This window comes from Enterobacter sp. BIDMC92, from assembly GCF_001030225.1.
In the GTDB taxonomy this organism is placed as follows: domain Bacteria; phylum Pseudomonadota; class Gammaproteobacteria; order Enterobacterales; family Enterobacteriaceae; genus Enterobacter; species Enterobacter sichuanensis.
This window is the reverse complement of record NZ_KQ087598.1, coordinates 4,308,850-4,325,304: the sequence shown is the minus strand read 5'-3', so window position 1 is coordinate 4,325,304 and position 16,455 is coordinate 4,308,850. Positions and strand designations below refer to the sequence as shown.

Annotated in this window: 16 protein-coding genes, 1 tRNA gene, 3 rRNA genes and 1 pseudogene; 14 read left to right on the top strand and 7 right to left on the bottom strand. The window is 52.0% G+C overall.

Features of this window, described 5'->3' with window-relative positions; translation table 11 throughout:
* Positions 1 to 14: 14 nt before the first annotated feature.
* From rplQ to SP99_RS20265, 4 genes are all read left to right on the top strand, one after another.
* Positions 15 to 398: a 50S ribosomal protein L17 gene (gene rplQ, locus SP99_RS20280; protein ID WP_001216368.1), complete on the top strand. Its 384-nt coding sequence runs from the start codon at positions 15 to 17 to the stop codon at positions 396 to 398.
* A 107-nt stretch (positions 399 to 505) separates the two neighbouring features.
* Positions 506 to 874, top strand: a complete 369-nt coding sequence (locus tag SP99_RS20275; protein WP_045286776.1) for a DnaJ family domain-containing protein — start codon at positions 506 to 508, stop codon at positions 872 to 874.
* Between the two features lie 2 nt (positions 875 to 876).
* Positions 877 to 1,302, top strand: a complete 426-nt coding sequence (zntR, locus tag SP99_RS20270) for a Zn(2+)-responsive transcriptional regulator (RefSeq protein ID WP_025759212.1) — start codon at positions 877 to 879, stop codon at positions 1,300 to 1,302.
* A gap of 57 nt (positions 1,303 to 1,359) precedes the next feature.
* Positions 1,360 to 1,575 (top strand): alternative ribosome-rescue factor A, encoded by a 216-nt coding sequence (locus SP99_RS20265; protein WP_047959584.1) that lies wholly within the window; start codon positions 1,360 to 1,362, stop codon positions 1,573 to 1,575.
* On the opposite strand, the gene mscL is transcribed toward SP99_RS20265, so the two are convergent.
* The 5 genes from mscL to def form a co-directional block, all read right to left on the bottom strand.
* Positions 1,576 to 1,986, bottom strand: coding sequence for a large-conductance mechanosensitive channel protein MscL (mscL, locus tag SP99_RS20260; protein WP_025759210.1), 411 nt, complete (start codon positions 1,984 to 1,986; stop codon positions 1,576 to 1,578).
* A 146-nt stretch (positions 1,987 to 2,132) separates the two neighbouring features.
* Entirely contained in the window at positions 2,133 to 3,509 is a 1,377-nt protein-coding gene (gene trkA / locus SP99_RS20255) for a Trk system potassium transporter TrkA (protein ID WP_025759209.1), read from the bottom strand.
* Between the two features lie 22 nt (positions 3,510 to 3,531).
* Positions 3,532 to 4,818: a 16S rRNA (cytosine(967)-C(5))-methyltransferase RsmB gene (rsmB, locus tag SP99_RS20250; protein ID WP_047959863.1), complete on the bottom strand. Its 1,287-nt coding sequence runs from the start codon at positions 4,816 to 4,818 to the stop codon at positions 3,532 to 3,534.
* Positions 4,819 to 4,870: 52 nt separating this feature from the next.
* Positions 4,871 to 5,818, bottom strand: coding sequence for a methionyl-tRNA formyltransferase (fmt, locus tag SP99_RS20245; RefSeq protein ID WP_045286886.1), 948 nt, complete (start codon positions 5,816 to 5,818; stop codon positions 4,871 to 4,873).
* Positions 5,819 to 5,843: 25 nt separating this feature from the next.
* The gene (gene def, locus SP99_RS20240; protein ID WP_025759205.1) at positions 5,844 to 6,353 is read right to left on the bottom strand and encodes a peptide deformylase; all 510 of its coding nucleotides are present in this window, start codon (positions 6,351 to 6,353) and stop codon (positions 5,844 to 5,846) included.
* 127 nt (positions 6,354 to 6,480) lie between these two features.
* Between def and dprA the strand changes: the two genes are divergently transcribed.
* The 6 genes from dprA to SP99_RS20210 are packed head-to-tail and all read left to right on the top strand — an operon-like array spanning position 6,481 to position 10,264.
* Positions 6,481 to 7,605, top strand: a complete 1,125-nt coding sequence (gene dprA, locus SP99_RS20235) for a DNA-protecting protein DprA (RefSeq protein WP_047959583.1) — start codon at positions 6,481 to 6,483, stop codon at positions 7,603 to 7,605.
* Positions 7,577 to 8,050, top strand: coding sequence for a DUF494 family protein Smg (gene smg / locus SP99_RS20230; RefSeq protein WP_047959582.1), 474 nt, complete (start codon positions 7,577 to 7,579; stop codon positions 8,048 to 8,050). The genes dprA and smg overlap by 29 nt, the downstream gene beginning before the upstream one ends.
* 26 nt (positions 8,051 to 8,076) lie before the next feature.
* Positions 8,077 to 8,631 carry a DNA topoisomerase family protein gene (locus tag SP99_RS23270; protein WP_025759202.1) on the top strand — a complete coding sequence of 185 codons (555 nt, stop codon included), beginning with the start codon at positions 8,077 to 8,079 and terminating at the stop codon, positions 8,629 to 8,631.
* On the top strand, positions 8,624 to 9,196 hold the full coding sequence (gene tsaC / locus SP99_RS20220; protein WP_025759200.1) for an L-threonylcarbamoyladenylate synthase type 1 TsaC: 573 nt from the start codon (positions 8,624 to 8,626) through the stop codon (positions 9,194 to 9,196). The genes SP99_RS23270 and tsaC overlap by 8 nt, the downstream gene beginning before the upstream one ends.
* 4 nt (positions 9,197 to 9,200) lie before the next feature.
* Positions 9,201 to 10,019, top strand: a complete 819-nt coding sequence (aroE, locus tag SP99_RS20215; RefSeq protein WP_047959580.1) for a shikimate dehydrogenase — start codon at positions 9,201 to 9,203, stop codon at positions 10,017 to 10,019.
* Positions 10,016 to 10,264, top strand: a complete 249-nt coding sequence (locus SP99_RS20210) for a DUF1488 family protein (RefSeq protein ID WP_025759198.1) — start codon at positions 10,016 to 10,018, stop codon at positions 10,262 to 10,264. The genes aroE and SP99_RS20210 overlap by 4 nt, the downstream gene beginning before the upstream one ends.
* On the opposite strand, the gene SP99_RS20205 is transcribed toward SP99_RS20210, so the two are convergent.
* Positions 10,240 to 10,794, bottom strand: a complete 555-nt coding sequence (locus SP99_RS20205) for a gamma carbonic anhydrase family protein (RefSeq protein WP_025759197.1) — start codon at positions 10,792 to 10,794, stop codon at positions 10,240 to 10,242. The two genes, SP99_RS20210 and SP99_RS20205, sit on opposite strands and share 25 nt — an antisense overlap.
* Before the next feature lie 471 nt (positions 10,795 to 11,265).
* Here SP99_RS20205 and SP99_RS20190 point away from each other — a divergent pair.
* The 4 genes from SP99_RS20190 (at position 11,266) to rrf (ending at position 16,239) form a co-directional block, all read left to right on the top strand.
* Positions 11,266 to 12,805 (top strand): 16S ribosomal RNA (locus tag SP99_RS20190).
* A gap of 85 nt (positions 12,806 to 12,890) precedes the next feature.
* Positions 12,891 to 12,966, top strand: a tRNA-Glu gene (locus SP99_RS20185).
* 183 nt (positions 12,967 to 13,149) lie between these two features.
* A 23S ribosomal RNA gene (locus SP99_RS20180) occupies positions 13,150 to 16,054 on the top strand.
* 69 nt (positions 16,055 to 16,123) lie between these two features.
* Positions 16,124 to 16,239, top strand: a 5S ribosomal RNA gene (rrf, locus tag SP99_RS20175).
* Together the 16S, 23S and 5S rRNA genes with 1 tRNA gene alongside form the textbook arrangement of a ribosomal RNA operon.
* 105 nt (positions 16,240 to 16,344) lie before the next feature.
* On the opposite strand, the pseudogene SP99_RS24800 reads toward rrf, so the two are convergent.
* Positions 16,345 to 16,455, bottom strand: a pseudogene (locus tag SP99_RS24800) (amino acid ABC transporter ATP-binding protein); the annotation flags it as partial.

The following is a 16,455-nucleotide window of genomic DNA, read 5'->3' as shown; positions in this document are numbered from 1 at the left end:
AGAAGGATAAGGTCATGCGCCATCGTAAGAGTGGTCGTCAACTGAACCGCAACAGCAGCCATCGCCAGGCTATGTTCCGCAACATGGCAGGTTCACTGGTTCGTCATGAAATCATCAAGACGACCCTGCCTAAAGCGAAAGAGCTGCGTCGCGTAGTTGAGCCGCTGATTACTCTTGCCAAGACTGACAGCGTTGCTAATCGTCGTCTGGCATTCGCCCGCACTCGTGATAACGAGATCGTGGCAAAACTGTTTAACGAGCTGGGCCCGCGTTTCGCGAGCCGTGCCGGTGGTTACACTCGTATTCTGAAGTGTGGTTTCCGTGCAGGCGACAACGCGCCGATGGCTTACATCGAGCTGGTTGATCGTTCAGAGAAAGCAGAAGCTGCTGCAGAGTAATCTGCAGTAACGTAAAAAAACCCGCTCCGGCGGGTTTTTTTATATCCGCGATACCCCCACTTCTCTACAATGTTTGTATTAATTCTGTTCATCCCCTGGAGCTGATAATGTGGTTGCTTGACCAGTGGGCAGAACGCCATATTTGCGATGCCCAAAAGAAAGGCGAATTCGACGATCTTCCGGGAAGCGGTGAACCGCTTGTGCTGGATGATGATTCGCATATTGCCCCGGAACTACGGGCCGGATATCGGTTACTGAAAAATGCAGGTTGTCTTCCTCCGGAGCTTGAACAACGCAGAGAGGCTGTCGAAATGGTCGATCTCCTCAAAGGGATCCATCAGGACGATCCTCGACACGCTGAGCTTAGCCGCAGGCTCGCGCTGCTTGAACTCAAGCTGCGCCAGGCAGGGATGAATACAGATTTTCTGCGCGGTGAATACTGTGAAAGATTGATGCAGAAAATAAACGAGGAGTAGCTATGTACCGCATTGGTGAACTTGCGAAGCTCGCGAACGTCACGCCGGATACTATCCGGTATTATGAAAAGCAGCAGATGATCGATCATGAAGTTCGGACTGAAGGTGGCTTTCGCCTTTACACCGATAACGATCTTCAGCGTCTGCGGTTCATTCGTTATGCGCGTCAGCTCGGATTTACGCTGGACGCGATCCGGGAGTTATTATCGATCCGCATCGATCCCGAACATCACACCTGTCAGGAATCTAAAAGTATTGTGCAGGCCCGGCTGGATGAAGTTGAAGCGCGCATTCAGGAGCTGCAAACCATGCAGCGTTCTCTGCAGAGGCTGAATGATGCCTGCTGCGGTACGGCCCACAGCAGTATTTATTGTTCAATTCTTGAAGCCCTTGAACAGGGGGCCAGTGGAGAAACTGAGGGCTGTTGATTTTTAGTCCATCCGGGTCTAGACTCCCGTCGTCATACACCATGCTCAGGAGAAATTATGAGCCGCTATCAGCACACGAAAGGACAAATTAAGGACAATGCCATTGAGGCGTTACTTCACGACCCGTTATTCAGACAGCGCGTTGAGAAGAATAAAAAAGGGAAAGGAAGTTATCTGCGCAAAGATAAACATGCAAAACGGGGTAACTGGGAGGCCAGTGGCAAACAAGCGAATCGCTTCTTTACCACTGGCCTTCCCGCTTTAAATTGTTGATTAAACGCGGTTGTTCTGCTCTTTTAACAGATCGCGAATCTCGCTCAGCAGCACTTCTTCTTTCGTTGGTGCAGGAGCTGCTGCCGGCTCTTCTTTCTTACGGTTGAGTTTGTTGATCAGTTTTATAGCCATAAAAATGGCAAATGCGACGATCACAAAATCAAATACGTTCTGAATAAATACGCCGTAGTGCATCACGACTGCCGGAACATCACCTTGTGCTTCACGCAGCGTGAAAGCGAATTGTTTGAAATCAATGCCACCGATTAACAACCCTAAAGGTGGCATGATAATGTCGGCGACTAATGATGAAACAATCTTGCCGAATGCTGCACCAATAATGACACCCACTGCCAAATCCACCACGTTCCCGCGCATTGCAAATTCGCGGAATTCTTTAATAAAACTCATTTTATTCTCCTTGTGCCAGCTGACGACTATAAGTTTAACAAATGATTAGCTAATTGCCATTCGGGATAATTAAACGATATGAAAAATAAAAGGCACAAAAATGAAGAGGATAAAGTGCGGGTGCGCTTTTTCACGCACCCGACACATTAGAGGAAGAATGGACTTGGCTGGAACAAACGTTCGACGTCGGTAATAAACTTTTTATCGGTCAGGAACATAATCACATGATCGCCTTGCTCAATACGTAAATTATCATTGGCAATCATGACATCATTCCCGCGCACAACGGCACCGATAATAGTACCTGGTGGCAGCTTAATTTCGTCGATCGAACGGCCCACGACGCGAGATGTGGTTTCATCTCCGTGTGCGACCGCTTCAATGGCTTCCGCTACGCCGCGACGAAGCGACGACACACCGACAATATCCGCTTTACGAACATGGCTCAGGAGGGCGGAAATTGTCGCCTGCTGAGGTGAAATAGCAATATCAATCACACTTCCCTGAACCAGATCAACATATGCCCGGCGCTGGATTAGCACCATGACCTTTTTGGCACCCATACGTTTGGCGAGCATGGCGGACATAATATTCGCCTCGTCGTCGTTGGTGACAGCAATAAAGAGATCAACTTGATCAATATGCTCTTCAGCCAGCAACTCCTGATCTGACGCATCGCCATAAAATACGATCGTATTTTGCAATTTTTCCGCCAGTTCAGCAGCACGCTGTTGATCGCGCTCGATCAACTTCACGCTGTAATCTTTTTCCAGTCGATGTGCCAGACCAGCACCGATATTGCCACCGCCAACTAGCATAATGCGCTTATAGGGTTTTTCGAGCCGCTGAAGCTCACTCATCACCGCACGAATATGCTGTGAGGCTGCAATAAAGAAGACCTCATCACCAGCCTCAACAATTGTTGAGCCTTGCGGGCGAATAGGTCTGTCGTGGCGGAAGATGGCCGCGACGCGCGTATCGATATGCGGCATATGCTCGCGCATGGTGGAAAGCGCATTACCGATCAATGGCCCACCGTAATAGGCCTTGACGACTGCCAGGCTCACTTTACCTTCGGCAAAGTTGACCACCTGCAGAGCGCCTGGATATTCGATCAGACGATAGATATTGTCGATGACCAGCTGTTCTGGCGCGATAAGATGATCAATAGGGACCGCTTCTGAATTAAACAGTTTTTCCGCATCGCGAACATAGTCCGGTGAGCGGATACGCGCGATTCGGTTTGGCGTGTTGAAAAGTGAGTAGGCCACCTGACAGGCCACCATATTGGTTTCGTCAGAACTGGTCACCGCAACCAGCATGTCGGCATCGTCGGCACCCGCCTCACGAAGCACGCGCGGGTGCGAACCATGTCCCTGCACAACACGCAGGTCAAATTTGTCCTGTAAAACGCGCAGGCGATCGCCATTGGTATCAACAATGGTGATGTCATTATTTTCGCCAACCAGATTTTCTGCCAGCGTCCCGCCAACCTGTCCTGCACCCAGAATGATAATCTTCATATTCCGTGACCTGTTCTCAACATCACTCTTTGATTAGCTTAGCGTAAAAGAAGCCATCACCCTCTTCTGCACCTGGCAGGTTCTGCTGACCCGGAGATTCAGATGTTCCCGTATCGCGCAGTGCCGCGTCCGGGGTACGTTTGATGAACGCCGCGATTTGCTGACTGTTTTCTTCCGGAAGTATCGAGCAGGTTGCATAAACCAGCGTACCGCCAGGTTTAAGATGCGGCCAGATGGCGTCGAGAATATCGGACTGCAGTTGGGCAAGTTCCTTGATGTCACGGTCGCGGCGTAACCACTTGATGTCAGGATGACGACGAATAACGCCGGTCGCAGAGCAGGGGGCATCCAGCAAAATGCGATCGAATTGTGTTTCACCACACCATTCTGCCGGTTTACGTCCATCGCCTTGCTTAACCTGTGCCTTCATGCCCAGACGCTTAAGGTTGTCATAGACGCGTGAAAGACGCTGTTCATCAACATCTACCGCCATCACGCTGGCCTGTGGAGCCACTTCAAGAATATGCGTCGTTTTGCCCCCAGGTGCAGCGCACAAATCGAGGATCTGTTCACCATTTTTGGGTTCAAGCCAGGTCATACAGCCCTGAGCAGAGGCATCCTGTACTGTTACCCAGCCCTTATCAAAGCCGGGTAATGCATGTACGGGGACTGGGGACGCTAAACGCACCGCATCAGGATAAGCATCATGGGTAAAGCCGCTCATCCCTGCCTCTTCCAGCAAAGCCAGCCAGGCATCGCGAGAATGATGGTTACGATTCACGCGTAACCACATCGGCGGACGTTCATTATTGGCTTCGACAATATTTTGCCACTGTTGTGGCCAGGCTTTTTTCAGGCGTTTCAGCAGCCATTCCGGGTGCAGGAAACGCGTTTCGCTCTGCGCAAATTCCGCCAGCAGTTCGTCCTGCTGTCGCTGGAACTGACGCAGTACGCCGTTGATCAGCCCTTTCAGCTGAGGACGTTTAATTGTAACGGCACCTTCCACCGTCTCTGCCAGCGCGGCATGAGGTGGGATACGGGTATGAAGGAGCTGATAAAAGCCCACCATAATCAAATAATGTACGGTACGCTGTTTGCCTGTCATTGGGCGTGACATCAGCTTATTAATCAACCACTCAAGTTGAGAGAGTGTGCGCAGGACGCCAAAGCAGAGCTCCTGAAGCAGAGCTTTGTCTTTATCAGAGACTTTTTGTTGCAGTGGAGGCAGGACATTACTCAATGACTGGCCCTGCTCGATAACCTGCTCAACGGCCTGAGCCGCCATACTGCGTAGATTTTGTTTTTTCATAACCGTAGAAATAAAAATGCCCGGAAACACCGGGCCTTAAGAAGAAGTTTGTTCAGGCAAGGCGATTGCCCGGAATAAACCATTCGCGACGTGAATTTAACAGATCCTGAGCGCTCATGGCTTTCTTACCGGCCGGCTGTAGCGATTCAAGATTCAGGATCCCTTGCGCAGTCGCCACCTGGATACCGTTCTTGCTGGCATCAATAATCGTACCGGGTTCAGCGGTGGTATTACCGTTAATGACGGAGGCTTTCCAGACTTTTACCGGCTGCCCATCAATCTCCATCCAGCTCATCGGCCACGGATTAAAAGCGCGAATACAGCGTTCAAGTTGAGCGGCTGAGAGCGACCAGTCAAGCCGTGCTTCTTCTTTGCTCAGCTTTTCGGCATACGTCACCTGCGCCTCATCCTGAACTTCCGGTTTTGCCGTGGTGTCAGCAAGCTGCTGGAGCGTCTCGATAAGGCCTTGCGGACCGAGCTCTGCCAGTTTGTCATACAGTGTGCCGCTGGTATCGTCTGCTGTAATAGGGCAGGCCAGTTTATACAGCATATCGCCAGTGTCTAAACCGACATCCATCTTCATGATGGTGACGCCCGTTTCAGCATCACCCGCCCACAGAGCGCGCTGGATAGGTGCAGCACCACGCCAGCGCGGGAGCAGGGAACCATGCACGTTAATGCAACCCAGGCGAGGCATATCAAGCACAGCTTTTGGCAGAATTAAACCGTAAGCCACCACCACCATCACATCGGCATTCAGGTCAGCAACAAGCTGCTGATTTTCCTGTGGGCGTAACGATGCGGGCTGGAAAACGGGAAGCCCATGCTCTTCTGCCAGTACCTTTACCGGGCTCGGCATCAGTTTTTTACCGCGACCTGCCGGACGGTCCGGCTGGGTAAAGACGCCAACAATCTGGTGACCAGAAGATAACAGCGCGTCAAGATGACGCGCTGCAAAGTCAGGGGTTCCCGCGAAGATAATGCGTAGTGTTTTAGACACGGTGATCCTTGTATCCGGGGGGATGTTATGCGCGAGAGCGCAAACGATCCAGTTTCTCTACTTTCTGACGAATACGCTGCTGTTTCAGCGGCGAGAGGTAATCGATAAACAGTTTACCGACCAGGTGATCCATCTCATGCTGAATACAAATCGCCAGCAGATCGTCTGCTTCCAGTTCGAACGGATTGCCATCGCGATCCAGTGCGCGAATTTTCACTTTTTCGGCTCGAGGAACTAAAGCACGCTGTTCGGGAATGGACAGACAACCTTCCTCAATACCTGTCTCGCCGCTCTTTTCAAGCAGCTCTGGGTTGATCAGCACCAGACGCCCATCGCGATTCTCAGAAACGTCGATCACGATAATACGCTTGTGAATGTTCACCTGCGTTGCCGCCAGGCCAATGCCTTCTTCGGCGTACATGGTATCGAACATATCATCAACGATACGCTGGATTTCTGCATTCACTTCTTTGACCGGTTCAGCGACGATGCGAAGGCGCTCGTCCGGAATATGTAACACTTGCAAAACTGCCATAAATTTCCAGAGTCGTGTTCAGGAGTTGATAAGAATACTCTCTCTATTCTAGACAAATCCCCCATCGATTGACAGCATCAGTGACCAATCGCAATGATTGCGCAGGCCGCTTATGGCAGGGGAAAGGATGACGTCTACTGAAATATGGCTACGGCTAATACACACAGCTTCTCTGTATGGCGATGTCATGCTTGAAGCGGCTTCACAACTGCAGCAGCAGGAGAGGATCGATACGCTCGTTGTCAGAAAGGCCGGGCTGACAGCAAGGCAGGCTGAACGGTTCTTTGCGCCAGAGGAGAGTGAGCTGGAGCGTAGCCTGAGGTGGCTTGAGCAGCCGGGACATCATTTATTGACGGCCAGTCATCCACTTTATCCCCCTTTGCTCCGCGCGATCCCGGATTATCCCGGGGCGCTATTCGTGAAAGGCAATCCTGAGACGCTTAATACTGTGCAGCTGGCGGTCGTCGGGAGTCGTGCACCGTCATGGTACGGCGAGCGATGGGGGAAAATCCTGTGCGAACAACTTTCACAAAGCGGGCTAACGATCACCAGCGGGCTGGCCTGCGGGATTGACGGCGTTGCCCACAGCGCAGCCCTGTCAGTAAAAGGCCGAAGTGTCGCCGTGCTGGGAAACGGTCTTTTTAGCATTTATCCGCGCCGGCATCAGGCACTGGCGATGCGGCTTATCGAATCTGACGGCGCGATTGTCTCTGAATTTCCGCTTTCGGCGCAGCCCAGACCGGCAAACTTTCCGCGTCGTAATCGGATTATCAGCGGGCTGAGTCAGGGCGTGCTGGTGGTTGAAGCGGCACGCCGCAGCGGGTCGCTGGTCACGGCACGCTGCGCGCTTGAACAGGGAAGGGACGTTTTTGCCTTGCCCGGCCCGATAGGTAACCCCGGCTGTGAAGGGCCGCACTGGCTGATTAAACAAGGGGCAACACCGGTAACGGAAGTAGGAGACATTCTTGAAAATTTGCAATATGGCTTGCAATGTCTGCAGGAAGATCCCGAAAAGCGACATTATTCATCAGATCAGGGAAAGGTGGCATTGCCATTTCCCAAGCTCCTGGCTAACGTAGGAGATGAGGTAACACCTGTTGACGTTGTCGCTGAACGTGCCGGCCAACCTGTGCCAGTAACGGTAGCACAGCTACTCGAACTGGAGTTAGCAGGGTGGATCGCAGCTGTACCCGGCGGCTATGTCCGATTAAGGAGGGCATGCCATGTTCGACGTACTGATGTATTTGTTTGAGACTTACATCCATAACGAAGCAGAAATGCGAGTGGATCAGGACAAGTTGACACAGGATCTTACCGATGCGGGGTTTGAGCGGGAAGACATCTTTAATGCGTTGATGTGGCTGGAAAAACTGGCTGATTATCAGGAAGGCCTTGCCGAACCGATGCAGCTTGCTTCTGACCCACTGTCCGTACGCATCTATACCGCTGAAGAGTGTGAAAGGCTGGACGCCAGCTGCCGGGGGTTCATTTTATTCCTTGAGCAGATTCAGGTGTTAAACCTCGAAACGAGAGAAATGGTGATAGAGCGCGTCATGGCGCTGGATACGGCAGAATTTGAACTGGAAGATCTCAAGTGGGTGATCCTGATGGTTCTGTTTAATATCCCGGGCTGTGAAAATGCCTATCAGCAAATGGAAGAATTACTCTTTGAAGTGAATGAAGGTATGCTGCACTAATTCAATGCGCAGCACCAAGAGTTGTTATGGCCAAATCAGCACTGTTCACGGTGCATAAAAATGAGCCCTGCCCGCAGTGCGGGGCTGAACTTGTTATTCGGTCCGGGAAACACGGCCCGTTTCTCGGTTGTTCTCACTATCCGGAATGTGATTATGTTCGTCCTCTGAAAAGCCAGGCGGATGGACATATCGTTAAAATTCTGGAGGGTCAGCTTTGCCCTCTCTGCGGTGGTGAACTTGCGCTCCGTCAGGGGCGTTTCGGCATGTTTATTGGATGTAGCCGTTATCCGGAATGTGAACATACAGAACAAATTGATAAGCCTGATGAAACGGCTATTGCCTGTCCTCAATGCCAGCGCGGACAGCTGGTACAACGTCGTTCTCGCTTTGGTAAGACCTTCCATTCCTGCGATCGCTACCCTGAATGCCAGTTCGTTATCAATTTCAAACCGGTAGCGGGCATCTGCACGTATTGCAATTATCCGCTACTTATCGAGAAGAAAACGGCTCAAGGCATGAAATGCTTCTGCGCCAGTAAACAATGTGGAAAGCCGGTTTCGGCGGATCAAAATAGTGAATAATAACCTGCAATCAGGCTCCATTGCGCATATGGTGGATGTCCTGAAAAACGAAGACGTCATCGCCTATCCAACTGAAGCTGTTTTTGGGGTCGGTTGCGATCCCGACAGCGAGACGGCTGTGAGCCGCCTGCTTACCTTAAAACAAAGACCCGTCGAGAAAGGGCTGATTTTGATCGCTGCGAATTATGAGCAGCTTAAACCCTATATCGATGACTCTATGCTGACGCCGGCGCAGCGCGAGACGATCTTCTCCGCGTGGCCAGGGCCAGTGACCTTTGTCTTCCCGGCGCAGCCGACAACGCCGCGCTGGTTAACCGGACGCTTTGATTCCCTCGCTGTCCGCGTCACTGATCATCCGCTGGTGGTCGAGCTTTGCCTGGCATTTGGTAAACCGCTGGTTTCAACCAGCGCCAACCTGACCGGGTTGCCACCCTGTCGGACAACCGAAGAAGTACTGGCGCAGTTCGGAAATGACTTCCCTGTTGCTGTCGGTGAAACGGGAGGGCGCCTGAATCCGTCCGAAATTCGTGACGCTTTGACCGGCGAACGTTTTCGCCAGGGGTAATCTCATGGAAACCTATGCTGTTTTTGGTAACCCGATTGCACACAGTAAGTCGCCTTGGATCCATCAGCAATTTGCGGAGCAGCTGCAGATAGATCATCCCTATGGCCGCGTACTGGCCCCGGTGGATACATTTATTCCAACACTGGAGGCTTTTTTCGCCGCGGGCGGTAAAGGCGCGAATGTGACCGTTCCTTTTAAAGAGGAAGCTTTCGAACGTGCGGATGAGCTGACCGAGCGCGCTTCACTTGCTGGGGCAGTAAATACCCTGAAACGGCTTGAGGATGGGCGCCTTCTGGGTGATAACACTGACGGAATTGGTTTACTAAGCGATCTGGAAAGACTCTCGTTTATCAAACCGGGATTTCGGATCCTGCTGATTGGTGCGGGGGGCGCATCGCGGGGAGTCCTGTTGCCTCTGCTTTCCCTGGACTGTGCGGTGACCATTACCAACAGGACCTTTTCCCGGGCAGAAGCGCTGGCGGCATTGTTTGCGCATACCGGTAGCGTGAGTGCGGTAGCGCTTGACGATCTTGCCGATCGTGAGTTCGATCTTATTATCAATGCCACCTCCAGCGGTATCAACGGCGAGATCCCGGCCATCCCCACTTCGCTGGTAAACGCGCATATGTACTTCTATGACATGTTCTATCAGAAAGGGAAGACGCCTTTCCTGAACTGGTGTGAACAACACGGCGCGAAGCATATCGCCGATGGGCTGGGAATGCTGGTGGGTCAGGCCGCGCATGCGGTGCTGCTCTGGCATGGCGTGTTGCCTGCAGTTGAGCCGGTGATTGAAAAGCTAAAGCAGGAGTTATCGGCGTGAATCAGGCCATTCACTTTCCGGACCGGGAGTTCTGGGATGAGGGTAAACAAGCGGTCTGTTTCCCGGTGCTGGTACAGGGGATGCAACTTACCTGCGCCATTTTGGGGGATACGCTGTTGCGTCGTTTTGGCGGTTCGGACCCGATAGCCGTATTTTGTGAAAATCGCTGGGATCTGGAAGAGGAAGCCAGCGATTTAATCCGCGAACAGCAGGAAGACGATCAGGGCTGGGTTTGGTTGTCCTGATTCAGGTAGTCATTCTTCCATTTTACGTAGTTGTTCGCTGAGTATTTTAATCCTTCGATCTCTGCCTCCTTAAGGGGGCGGATCTGTTTTACCGGGCTTCCCAGATAGAGATAGCCGCTCTCCAGTCGTTTGTTCTGCGGGACAAGGCTACCGGCACCAATCATTACGTCATCTTCTACTATGACGCCATCCAGCAGAATCGATCCCATGCCAACAAGCACCCGATTTCCGACAGTGCAGCCGTGAAGCATCACTTTATGGCCGACGGTAACATCTTCGCCAATGATGAGTGGATTGCCTTCCGGGTTATAAGAGGATTTGTGCGTGACATGCAGAACGCTACCGTCCTGAATATTGGTACGGGCGCCAATAGATACATAGTTTACATCTCCCCTGATGGCGACAAGCGGCCAGATGCTGACGTCGTCGGCCATTCGGACATCACCAATGACCACGCTGCTGGCGTCGATCATCACGCGATCGCCTTTTTGGGGGAACAGATCTTTATAAGGGCGTAATACTGCGGGCATATCTACCTCTAAGGATGAGCGCTATACACAAGACGGTGATCATATTATGGGATCGAGACAAGGCAAAATACGTCAATATTTAAACAAATCGGGTGGGATTTCAGCGAAAAGCACGGAAAATCAGCAGTCGGAAAAAAAGATCTAAAAAACACTTGTGCTAAAAATTGGGATCCCTATAATGCGCCTCCATCGACACGGCGGATGTGAATCACTTCACAAACAGCCCGGTCGGTTGAAGAGAAAAAATCCTGAAATAACGGGTTGACTCTGAAAGAGGAAAGCGTAATATACGCCACCTCGCAACGGTGAGCGAAAGCCGCGTTGCACTGCTCTTTAACAATTTATCAGACAATCTGTGTGGGCACTCAAAGTGACATGGATTCTTAATGTCTTCGGACAATAAATGAATACCAAGTCTCTGAGTGAACATGCGTAATTCATTACGAAGTTTAATTCACGAGCATCAAACTTAAATTGAAGAGTTTGATCATGGCTCAGATTGAACGCTGGCGGCAGGCCTAACACATGCAAGTCGAACGGTAGCACAGAGAGCTTGCTCTCGGGTGACGAGTGGCGGACGGGTGAGTAATGTCTGGGAAACTGCCTGATGGAGGGGGATAACTACTGGAAACGGTAGCTAATACCGCATAACGTCGCAAGACCAAAGAGGGGGACCTTCGGGCCTCTTGCCATCAGATGTGCCCAGATGGGATTAGCTAGTAGGTGGGGTAACGGCTCACCTAGGCGACGATCCCTAGCTGGTCTGAGAGGATGACCAGCCACACTGGAACTGAGACACGGTCCAGACTCCTACGGGAGGCAGCAGTGGGGAATATTGCACAATGGGCGCAAGCCTGATGCAGCCATGCCGCGTGTATGAAGAAGGCCTTCGGGTTGTAAAGTACTTTCAGCGGGGAGGAAGGCGTTGTGGTTAATAACCACAGCGATTGACGTTACCCGCAGAAGAAGCACCGGCTAACTCCGTGCCAGCAGCCGCGGTAATACGGAGGGTGCAAGCGTTAATCGGAATTACTGGGCGTAAAGCGCACGCAGGCGGTCTGTCAAGTCGGATGTGAAATCCCCGGGCTCAACCTGGGAACTGCATTCGAAACTGGCAGGCTAGAGTCTTGTAGAGGGGGGTAGAATTCCAGGTGTAGCGGTGAAATGCGTAGAGATCTGGAGGAATACCGGTGGCGAAGGCGGCCCCCTGGACAAAGACTGACGCTCAGGTGCGAAAGCGTGGGGAGCAAACAGGATTAGATACCCTGGTAGTCCACGCCGTAAACGATGTCGACTTGGAGGTTGTGCCCTTGAGGCGTGGCTTCCGGAGCTAACGCGTTAAGTCGACCGCCTGGGGAGTACGGCCGCAAGGTTAAAACTCAAATGAATTGACGGGGGCCCGCACAAGCGGTGGAGCATGTGGTTTAATTCGATGCAACGCGAAGAACCTTACCTACTCTTGACATCCAGAGAACTTTCCAGAGATGGATTGGTGCCTTCGGGAACTCTGAGACAGGTGCTGCATGGCTGTCGTCAGCTCGTGTTGTGAAATGTTGGGTTAAGTCCCGCAACGAGCGCAACCCTTATCCTTTGTTGCCAGCGGTCCGGCCGGGAACTCAAAGGAGACTGCCAGTGATAAACTGGAGGAAGGTGGGGATGACGTCAAGTCATCATGGCCCTTACGAGTAGGGCTACACACGTGCTACAATGGCGCATACAAAGAGAAGCGACCTCGCGAGAGCAAGCGGACCTCATAAAGTGCGTCGTAGTCCGGATTGGAGTCTGCAACTCGACTCCATGAAGTCGGAATCGCTAGTAATCGTAGATCAGAATGCTACGGTGAATACGTTCCCGGGCCTTGTACACACCGCCCGTCACACCATGGGAGTGGGTTGCAAAAGAAGTAGGTAGCTTAACCTTCGGGAGGGCGCTTACCACTTTGTGATTCATGACTGGGGTGAAGTCGTAACAAGGTAACCGTAGGGGAACCTGCGGTTGGATCACCTCCTTACCTTAAAGAACCTGCCTTTGCAGTGCTCACACAGATTGTCTGATGAAAAGTAAATAGCAAGGCGTCTTGCGATTGAGACTGACACGTCCCCTTCGTCTAGAGGCCCAGGACACCGCCCTTTCACGGCGGTAACAGGGGTTCGAATCCCCTAGGGGACGCCACTTGCTGGTTCGTGAGTGAAAGTCACCTGCCGTCATATCTCAAAACTGACTTACGAGTCACGTTTGAGATATTTGCTCTTTAAAAATCTGGATCAAGCTGAAAATTGAAACGACACACATGTTATGTGTGTTAGAGTCTCTCAAATTTTCGCAATCATGAAGTGAAACATCTTCGGGTTGTGAGGTTAAGCGACTAAGCGTACACGGTGGATGCCCTGGCAGTCAGAGGCGATGAAGGACGTGCTAATCTGCGAAAAGCGCCGGCGAGGTGATATGAACCTTTGACCCGGCGATGTCCGAATGGGGAAACCCAGTGTGTTCCGACACACTATCGTTAACTGAATACATAGGTTAACGAGGCGAACCGGGGGAACTGAAACATCTAAGTACCCCGAGGAAAAGAAATCAACCGAGATTCCCCCAGTAGCGGCGAGCGAACGGGGAGCAGCCCAGAGTCTGAATCAGCTTGTGTGTTAGTGGAACGGTCTGGAAAGTCCGACGGTACAGGGTGATAGTCCCGTACACGAAAACACACAGGTTGTGAACTCGAAGAGTAGGGCGGGACACGTGGTATCCTGTCTGAATATGGGGGGACCATCCTCCAAGGCTAAATACTCCTGACTGACCGATAGTGAACCAGTACCGTGAGGGAAAGGCGAAAAGAACCCCGGCGAGGGGAGTGAAAAAGAACCTGAAACCGTGTACGTACAAGCAGTGGGAGCACCTTCGTGGTGTGACTGCGTACCTTTTGTATAATGGGTCAGCGACTTATATTCTGTAGCAAGGTTAACCGTATAGGGGAGCCGAAGGGAAACCGAGTCTTAACTGGGCGTTAAGTTGCAGGGTATAGACCCGAAACCCGGTGATCTAGCCATGGGCAGGTTGAAGGTTGGGTAACACTAACTGGAGGACCGAACCGACTAATGTTGAAAAATTAGCGGATGACTTGTGGCTGGGGGTGAAAGGCCAATCAAACCGGGAGATAGCTGGTTCTCCCCGAAAGCTATTTAGGTAGCGCCTCGTGAACTCATCTTCGGGGGTAGAGCACTGTTTCGGCTAGGGGGCCATCCCGGCTTACCAACCCGATGCAAACTACGAATACCGAAGAATGTTATCACGGGAGACACACGGCGGGTGCTAACGTCCGTCGTGAAGAGGGAAACAACCCAGACCGCCAGCTAAGGTCCCAAAGTCATGGTTAAGTGGGAAACGATGTGGGAAGGCACAGACAGCCAGGATGTTGGCTTAGAAGCAGCCATCATTTAAAGAAAGCGTAATAGCTCACTGGTCGAGTCGGCCTGCGCGGAAGATGTAACGGGGCTAAACCATGCACCGAAGCTGCGGCAGCGACACTATGTGTTGTTGGGTAGGGGAGCGTTCTGTAAGCCGTTGAAGGTGGCCTGTGAGGGTTGCTGGAGGTATCAGAAGTGCGAATGCTGACATAAGTAACGATAAAGCGGGTGAAAAGCCCGCTCGCCGGAAGACCAAGGGTTCCTGTCCAACGTTAATCGGGGCAGGGTGAGTCGACCCCTAAGGCGAGGCCGAAAGGCGTAGTCGATGGGAAACAGGTTAATATTCCTGTACTTGGTGTTACTGCGAAGGGGGGACGGAGAAGGCTATGTTAGCCGGGCGACGGTTGTCCCGGTTTAAGCATGTAGGCGGAACGATTAGGTAAATCCGGTCGTTTTTTAACGCTGAGGTGTGATGACGAGGCACTACGGTGCTGAAGTAACAAATGCCCTGCTTCCAGGAAAAGCCTCTAAGCATCAGGTAACATCAAATCGTACCCCAAACCGACACAGGTGGTCAGGTAGAGAATACCAAGGCGCTTGAGAGAACTCGGGTGAAGGAACTAGGCAAAATGGTGCCGTAACTTCGGGAGAAGGCACGCTGATATGTAGGTGAAGCCCCTGCGGGTGGAGCTGAAATCAGTCGAAGATACCAGCTGGCTGCAACTGTTTATTAAAAACACAGCACTGTGCAAACACGAAAGTGGACGTATACGGTGTGACGCCTGCCCGGTGCCGGAAGGTTAATTGATGGGGTTAGCGGTAACGCGAAGCTCTTGATCGAAGCCCCGGTAAACGGCGGCCGTAACTATAACGGTCCTAAGGTAGCGAAATTCCTTGTCGGGTAAGTTCCGACCTGCACGAATGGCGTAATGATGGCCAGGCTGTCTCCACCCGAGACTCAGTGAAATTGAACTCGCTGTGAAGATGCAGTGTACCCGCGGCAAGACGGAAAGACCCCGTGAACCTTTACTATAGCTTGACACTGAACACTGGTCCTTGATGTGTAGGATAGGTGGGAGGCTTTGAAGTGTGGACGCCAGTCTGCATGGAGCCGTCCTTGAAATACCACCCTTTAATGGCTGGTGTTCTAACGTAGACCCGTTACCCGGGTTGCGGACAGTGTCTGGTGGGTAGTTTGACTGGGGCGGTCTCCTCCCAAAGAGTAACGGAGGAGCACGAAGGTTAGCTAATCCTGGTCGGACATCAGGAGGTTAGTGCAATGGCATAAGCTAGCTTGACTGCGAGAGTGACGGCTCGAGCAGGTGCGAAAGCAGGTCATAGTGATCCGGTGGTTCTGAATGGAAGGGCCATCGCTCAACGGATAAAAGGTACTCCGGGGATAACAGGCTGATACCGCCCAAGAGTTCATATCGACGGCGGTGTTTGGCACCTCGATGTCGGCTCATCACATCCTGGGGCTGAAGTAGGTCCCAAGGGTATGGCTGTTCGCCATTTAAAGTGGTACGCGAGCTGGGTTTAGAACGTCGTGAGACAGTTCGGTCCCTATCTGCCGTGGGCGCTGGAGAATTGAGGGGGGCTGCTCCTAGTACGAGAGGACCGGAGTGGACGCATCACTGGTGTTCGGGTTGTCATGCCAATGGCACTGCCCGGTAGCTAAATGCGGAAGAGATAAGTGCTGAAAGCATCTAAGCACGAAACTTGCCCCGAGATGAGTTCTCCCTGAGACTTTAAGTCTCCTGAAGGAACGTTGAAGACGACGACGTTGATAGGTCGGGTGTGTAAGCGCAGCGATGCGTTGAGCTAACCGATACTAATGAACCGTGAGGCTTAACCTTACAACGCCGAAGGTGTTTTGGCGAAGAGACGACACAAGATTCAGCTTTGATACAGATTAACAGAATTTGCCTGGCGGCTTTAGCGCGGTGGTCCCACCTGACCCCATGCCGAACTCAGAAGTGAAACGCCGTAGCGCCGATGGTAGTGTGGGGTCTCCCCATGTGAGAGTAGGGAACTGCCAGACATCAAACAAGTGAAAAGGCCATCCGAAAGGATGGCCTTTTTGCGTTATGATTGCCGTGAAAACCGTAGGCCCGGCAGGCAACGCGCCTCCGGGCAAGAGAGCAGGTTAATGAATCACCTGCGACAGGAAGGCTCGCGTGCGTTCTGACTTAGGATGGGCAAAGAACTCATCCGGTGGTGCCTGCTCAACAATCTCCCCGCGATCCATAAAGATCAC

Bases quoted from the DNA above. Each gene is read 5' to 3' on its own strand.
- mscL (WP_025759210.1), bottom strand. From the start codon at position 1,986: ATGAGTTTTATTAAAGAATTCCGCGAATTTGCAATGCGCGGGAACGTG.
- rsmB (WP_047959863.1), bottom strand. From the start codon at position 4,818: ATGAAAAAACAAAATCTACGCAGTATGGCGGCTCAGGCCGTTGAGCAG.
- SP99_RS20265 (WP_047959584.1), top strand. From the start codon at position 1,360: ATGAGCCGCTATCAGCACACGAAAGGACAAATTAAGGACAATGCCATT.
- def (WP_025759205.1), bottom strand. From the start codon at position 6,353: ATGGCAGTTTTGCAAGTGTTACATATTCCGGACGAGCGCCTTCGCATC.
- SP99_RS23270 (WP_025759202.1), top strand. From the start codon at position 8,077: ATGGCCAAATCAGCACTGTTCACGGTGCATAAAAATGAGCCCTGCCCG.
- smg (WP_047959582.1), top strand. From the start codon at position 7,577: ATGTTCGACGTACTGATGTATTTGTTTGAGACTTACATCCATAACGAA.
- zntR (WP_025759212.1), top strand. From the start codon at position 877: ATGTACCGCATTGGTGAACTTGCGAAGCTCGCGAACGTCACGCCGGAT.
- trkA (WP_025759209.1), bottom strand. From the start codon at position 3,509: ATGAAGATTATCATTCTGGGTGCAGGACAGGTTGGCGGGACGCTGGCA.
- SP99_RS20205 (WP_025759197.1), bottom strand. From the start codon at position 10,794: ATGCCCGCAGTATTACGCCCTTATAAAGATCTGTTCCCCCAAAAAGGC.
- rplQ (WP_001216368.1), top strand. From the start codon at position 15: ATGCGCCATCGTAAGAGTGGTCGTCAACTGAACCGCAACAGCAGCCAT.
- dprA (WP_047959583.1), top strand. From the start codon at position 6,481: ATGACGTCTACTGAAATATGGCTACGGCTAATACACACAGCTTCTCTG.
- SP99_RS20275 (WP_045286776.1), top strand. From the start codon at position 506: ATGTGGTTGCTTGACCAGTGGGCAGAACGCCATATTTGCGATGCCCAA.
- aroE (WP_047959580.1), top strand. From the start codon at position 9,201: ATGGAAACCTATGCTGTTTTTGGTAACCCGATTGCACACAGTAAGTCG.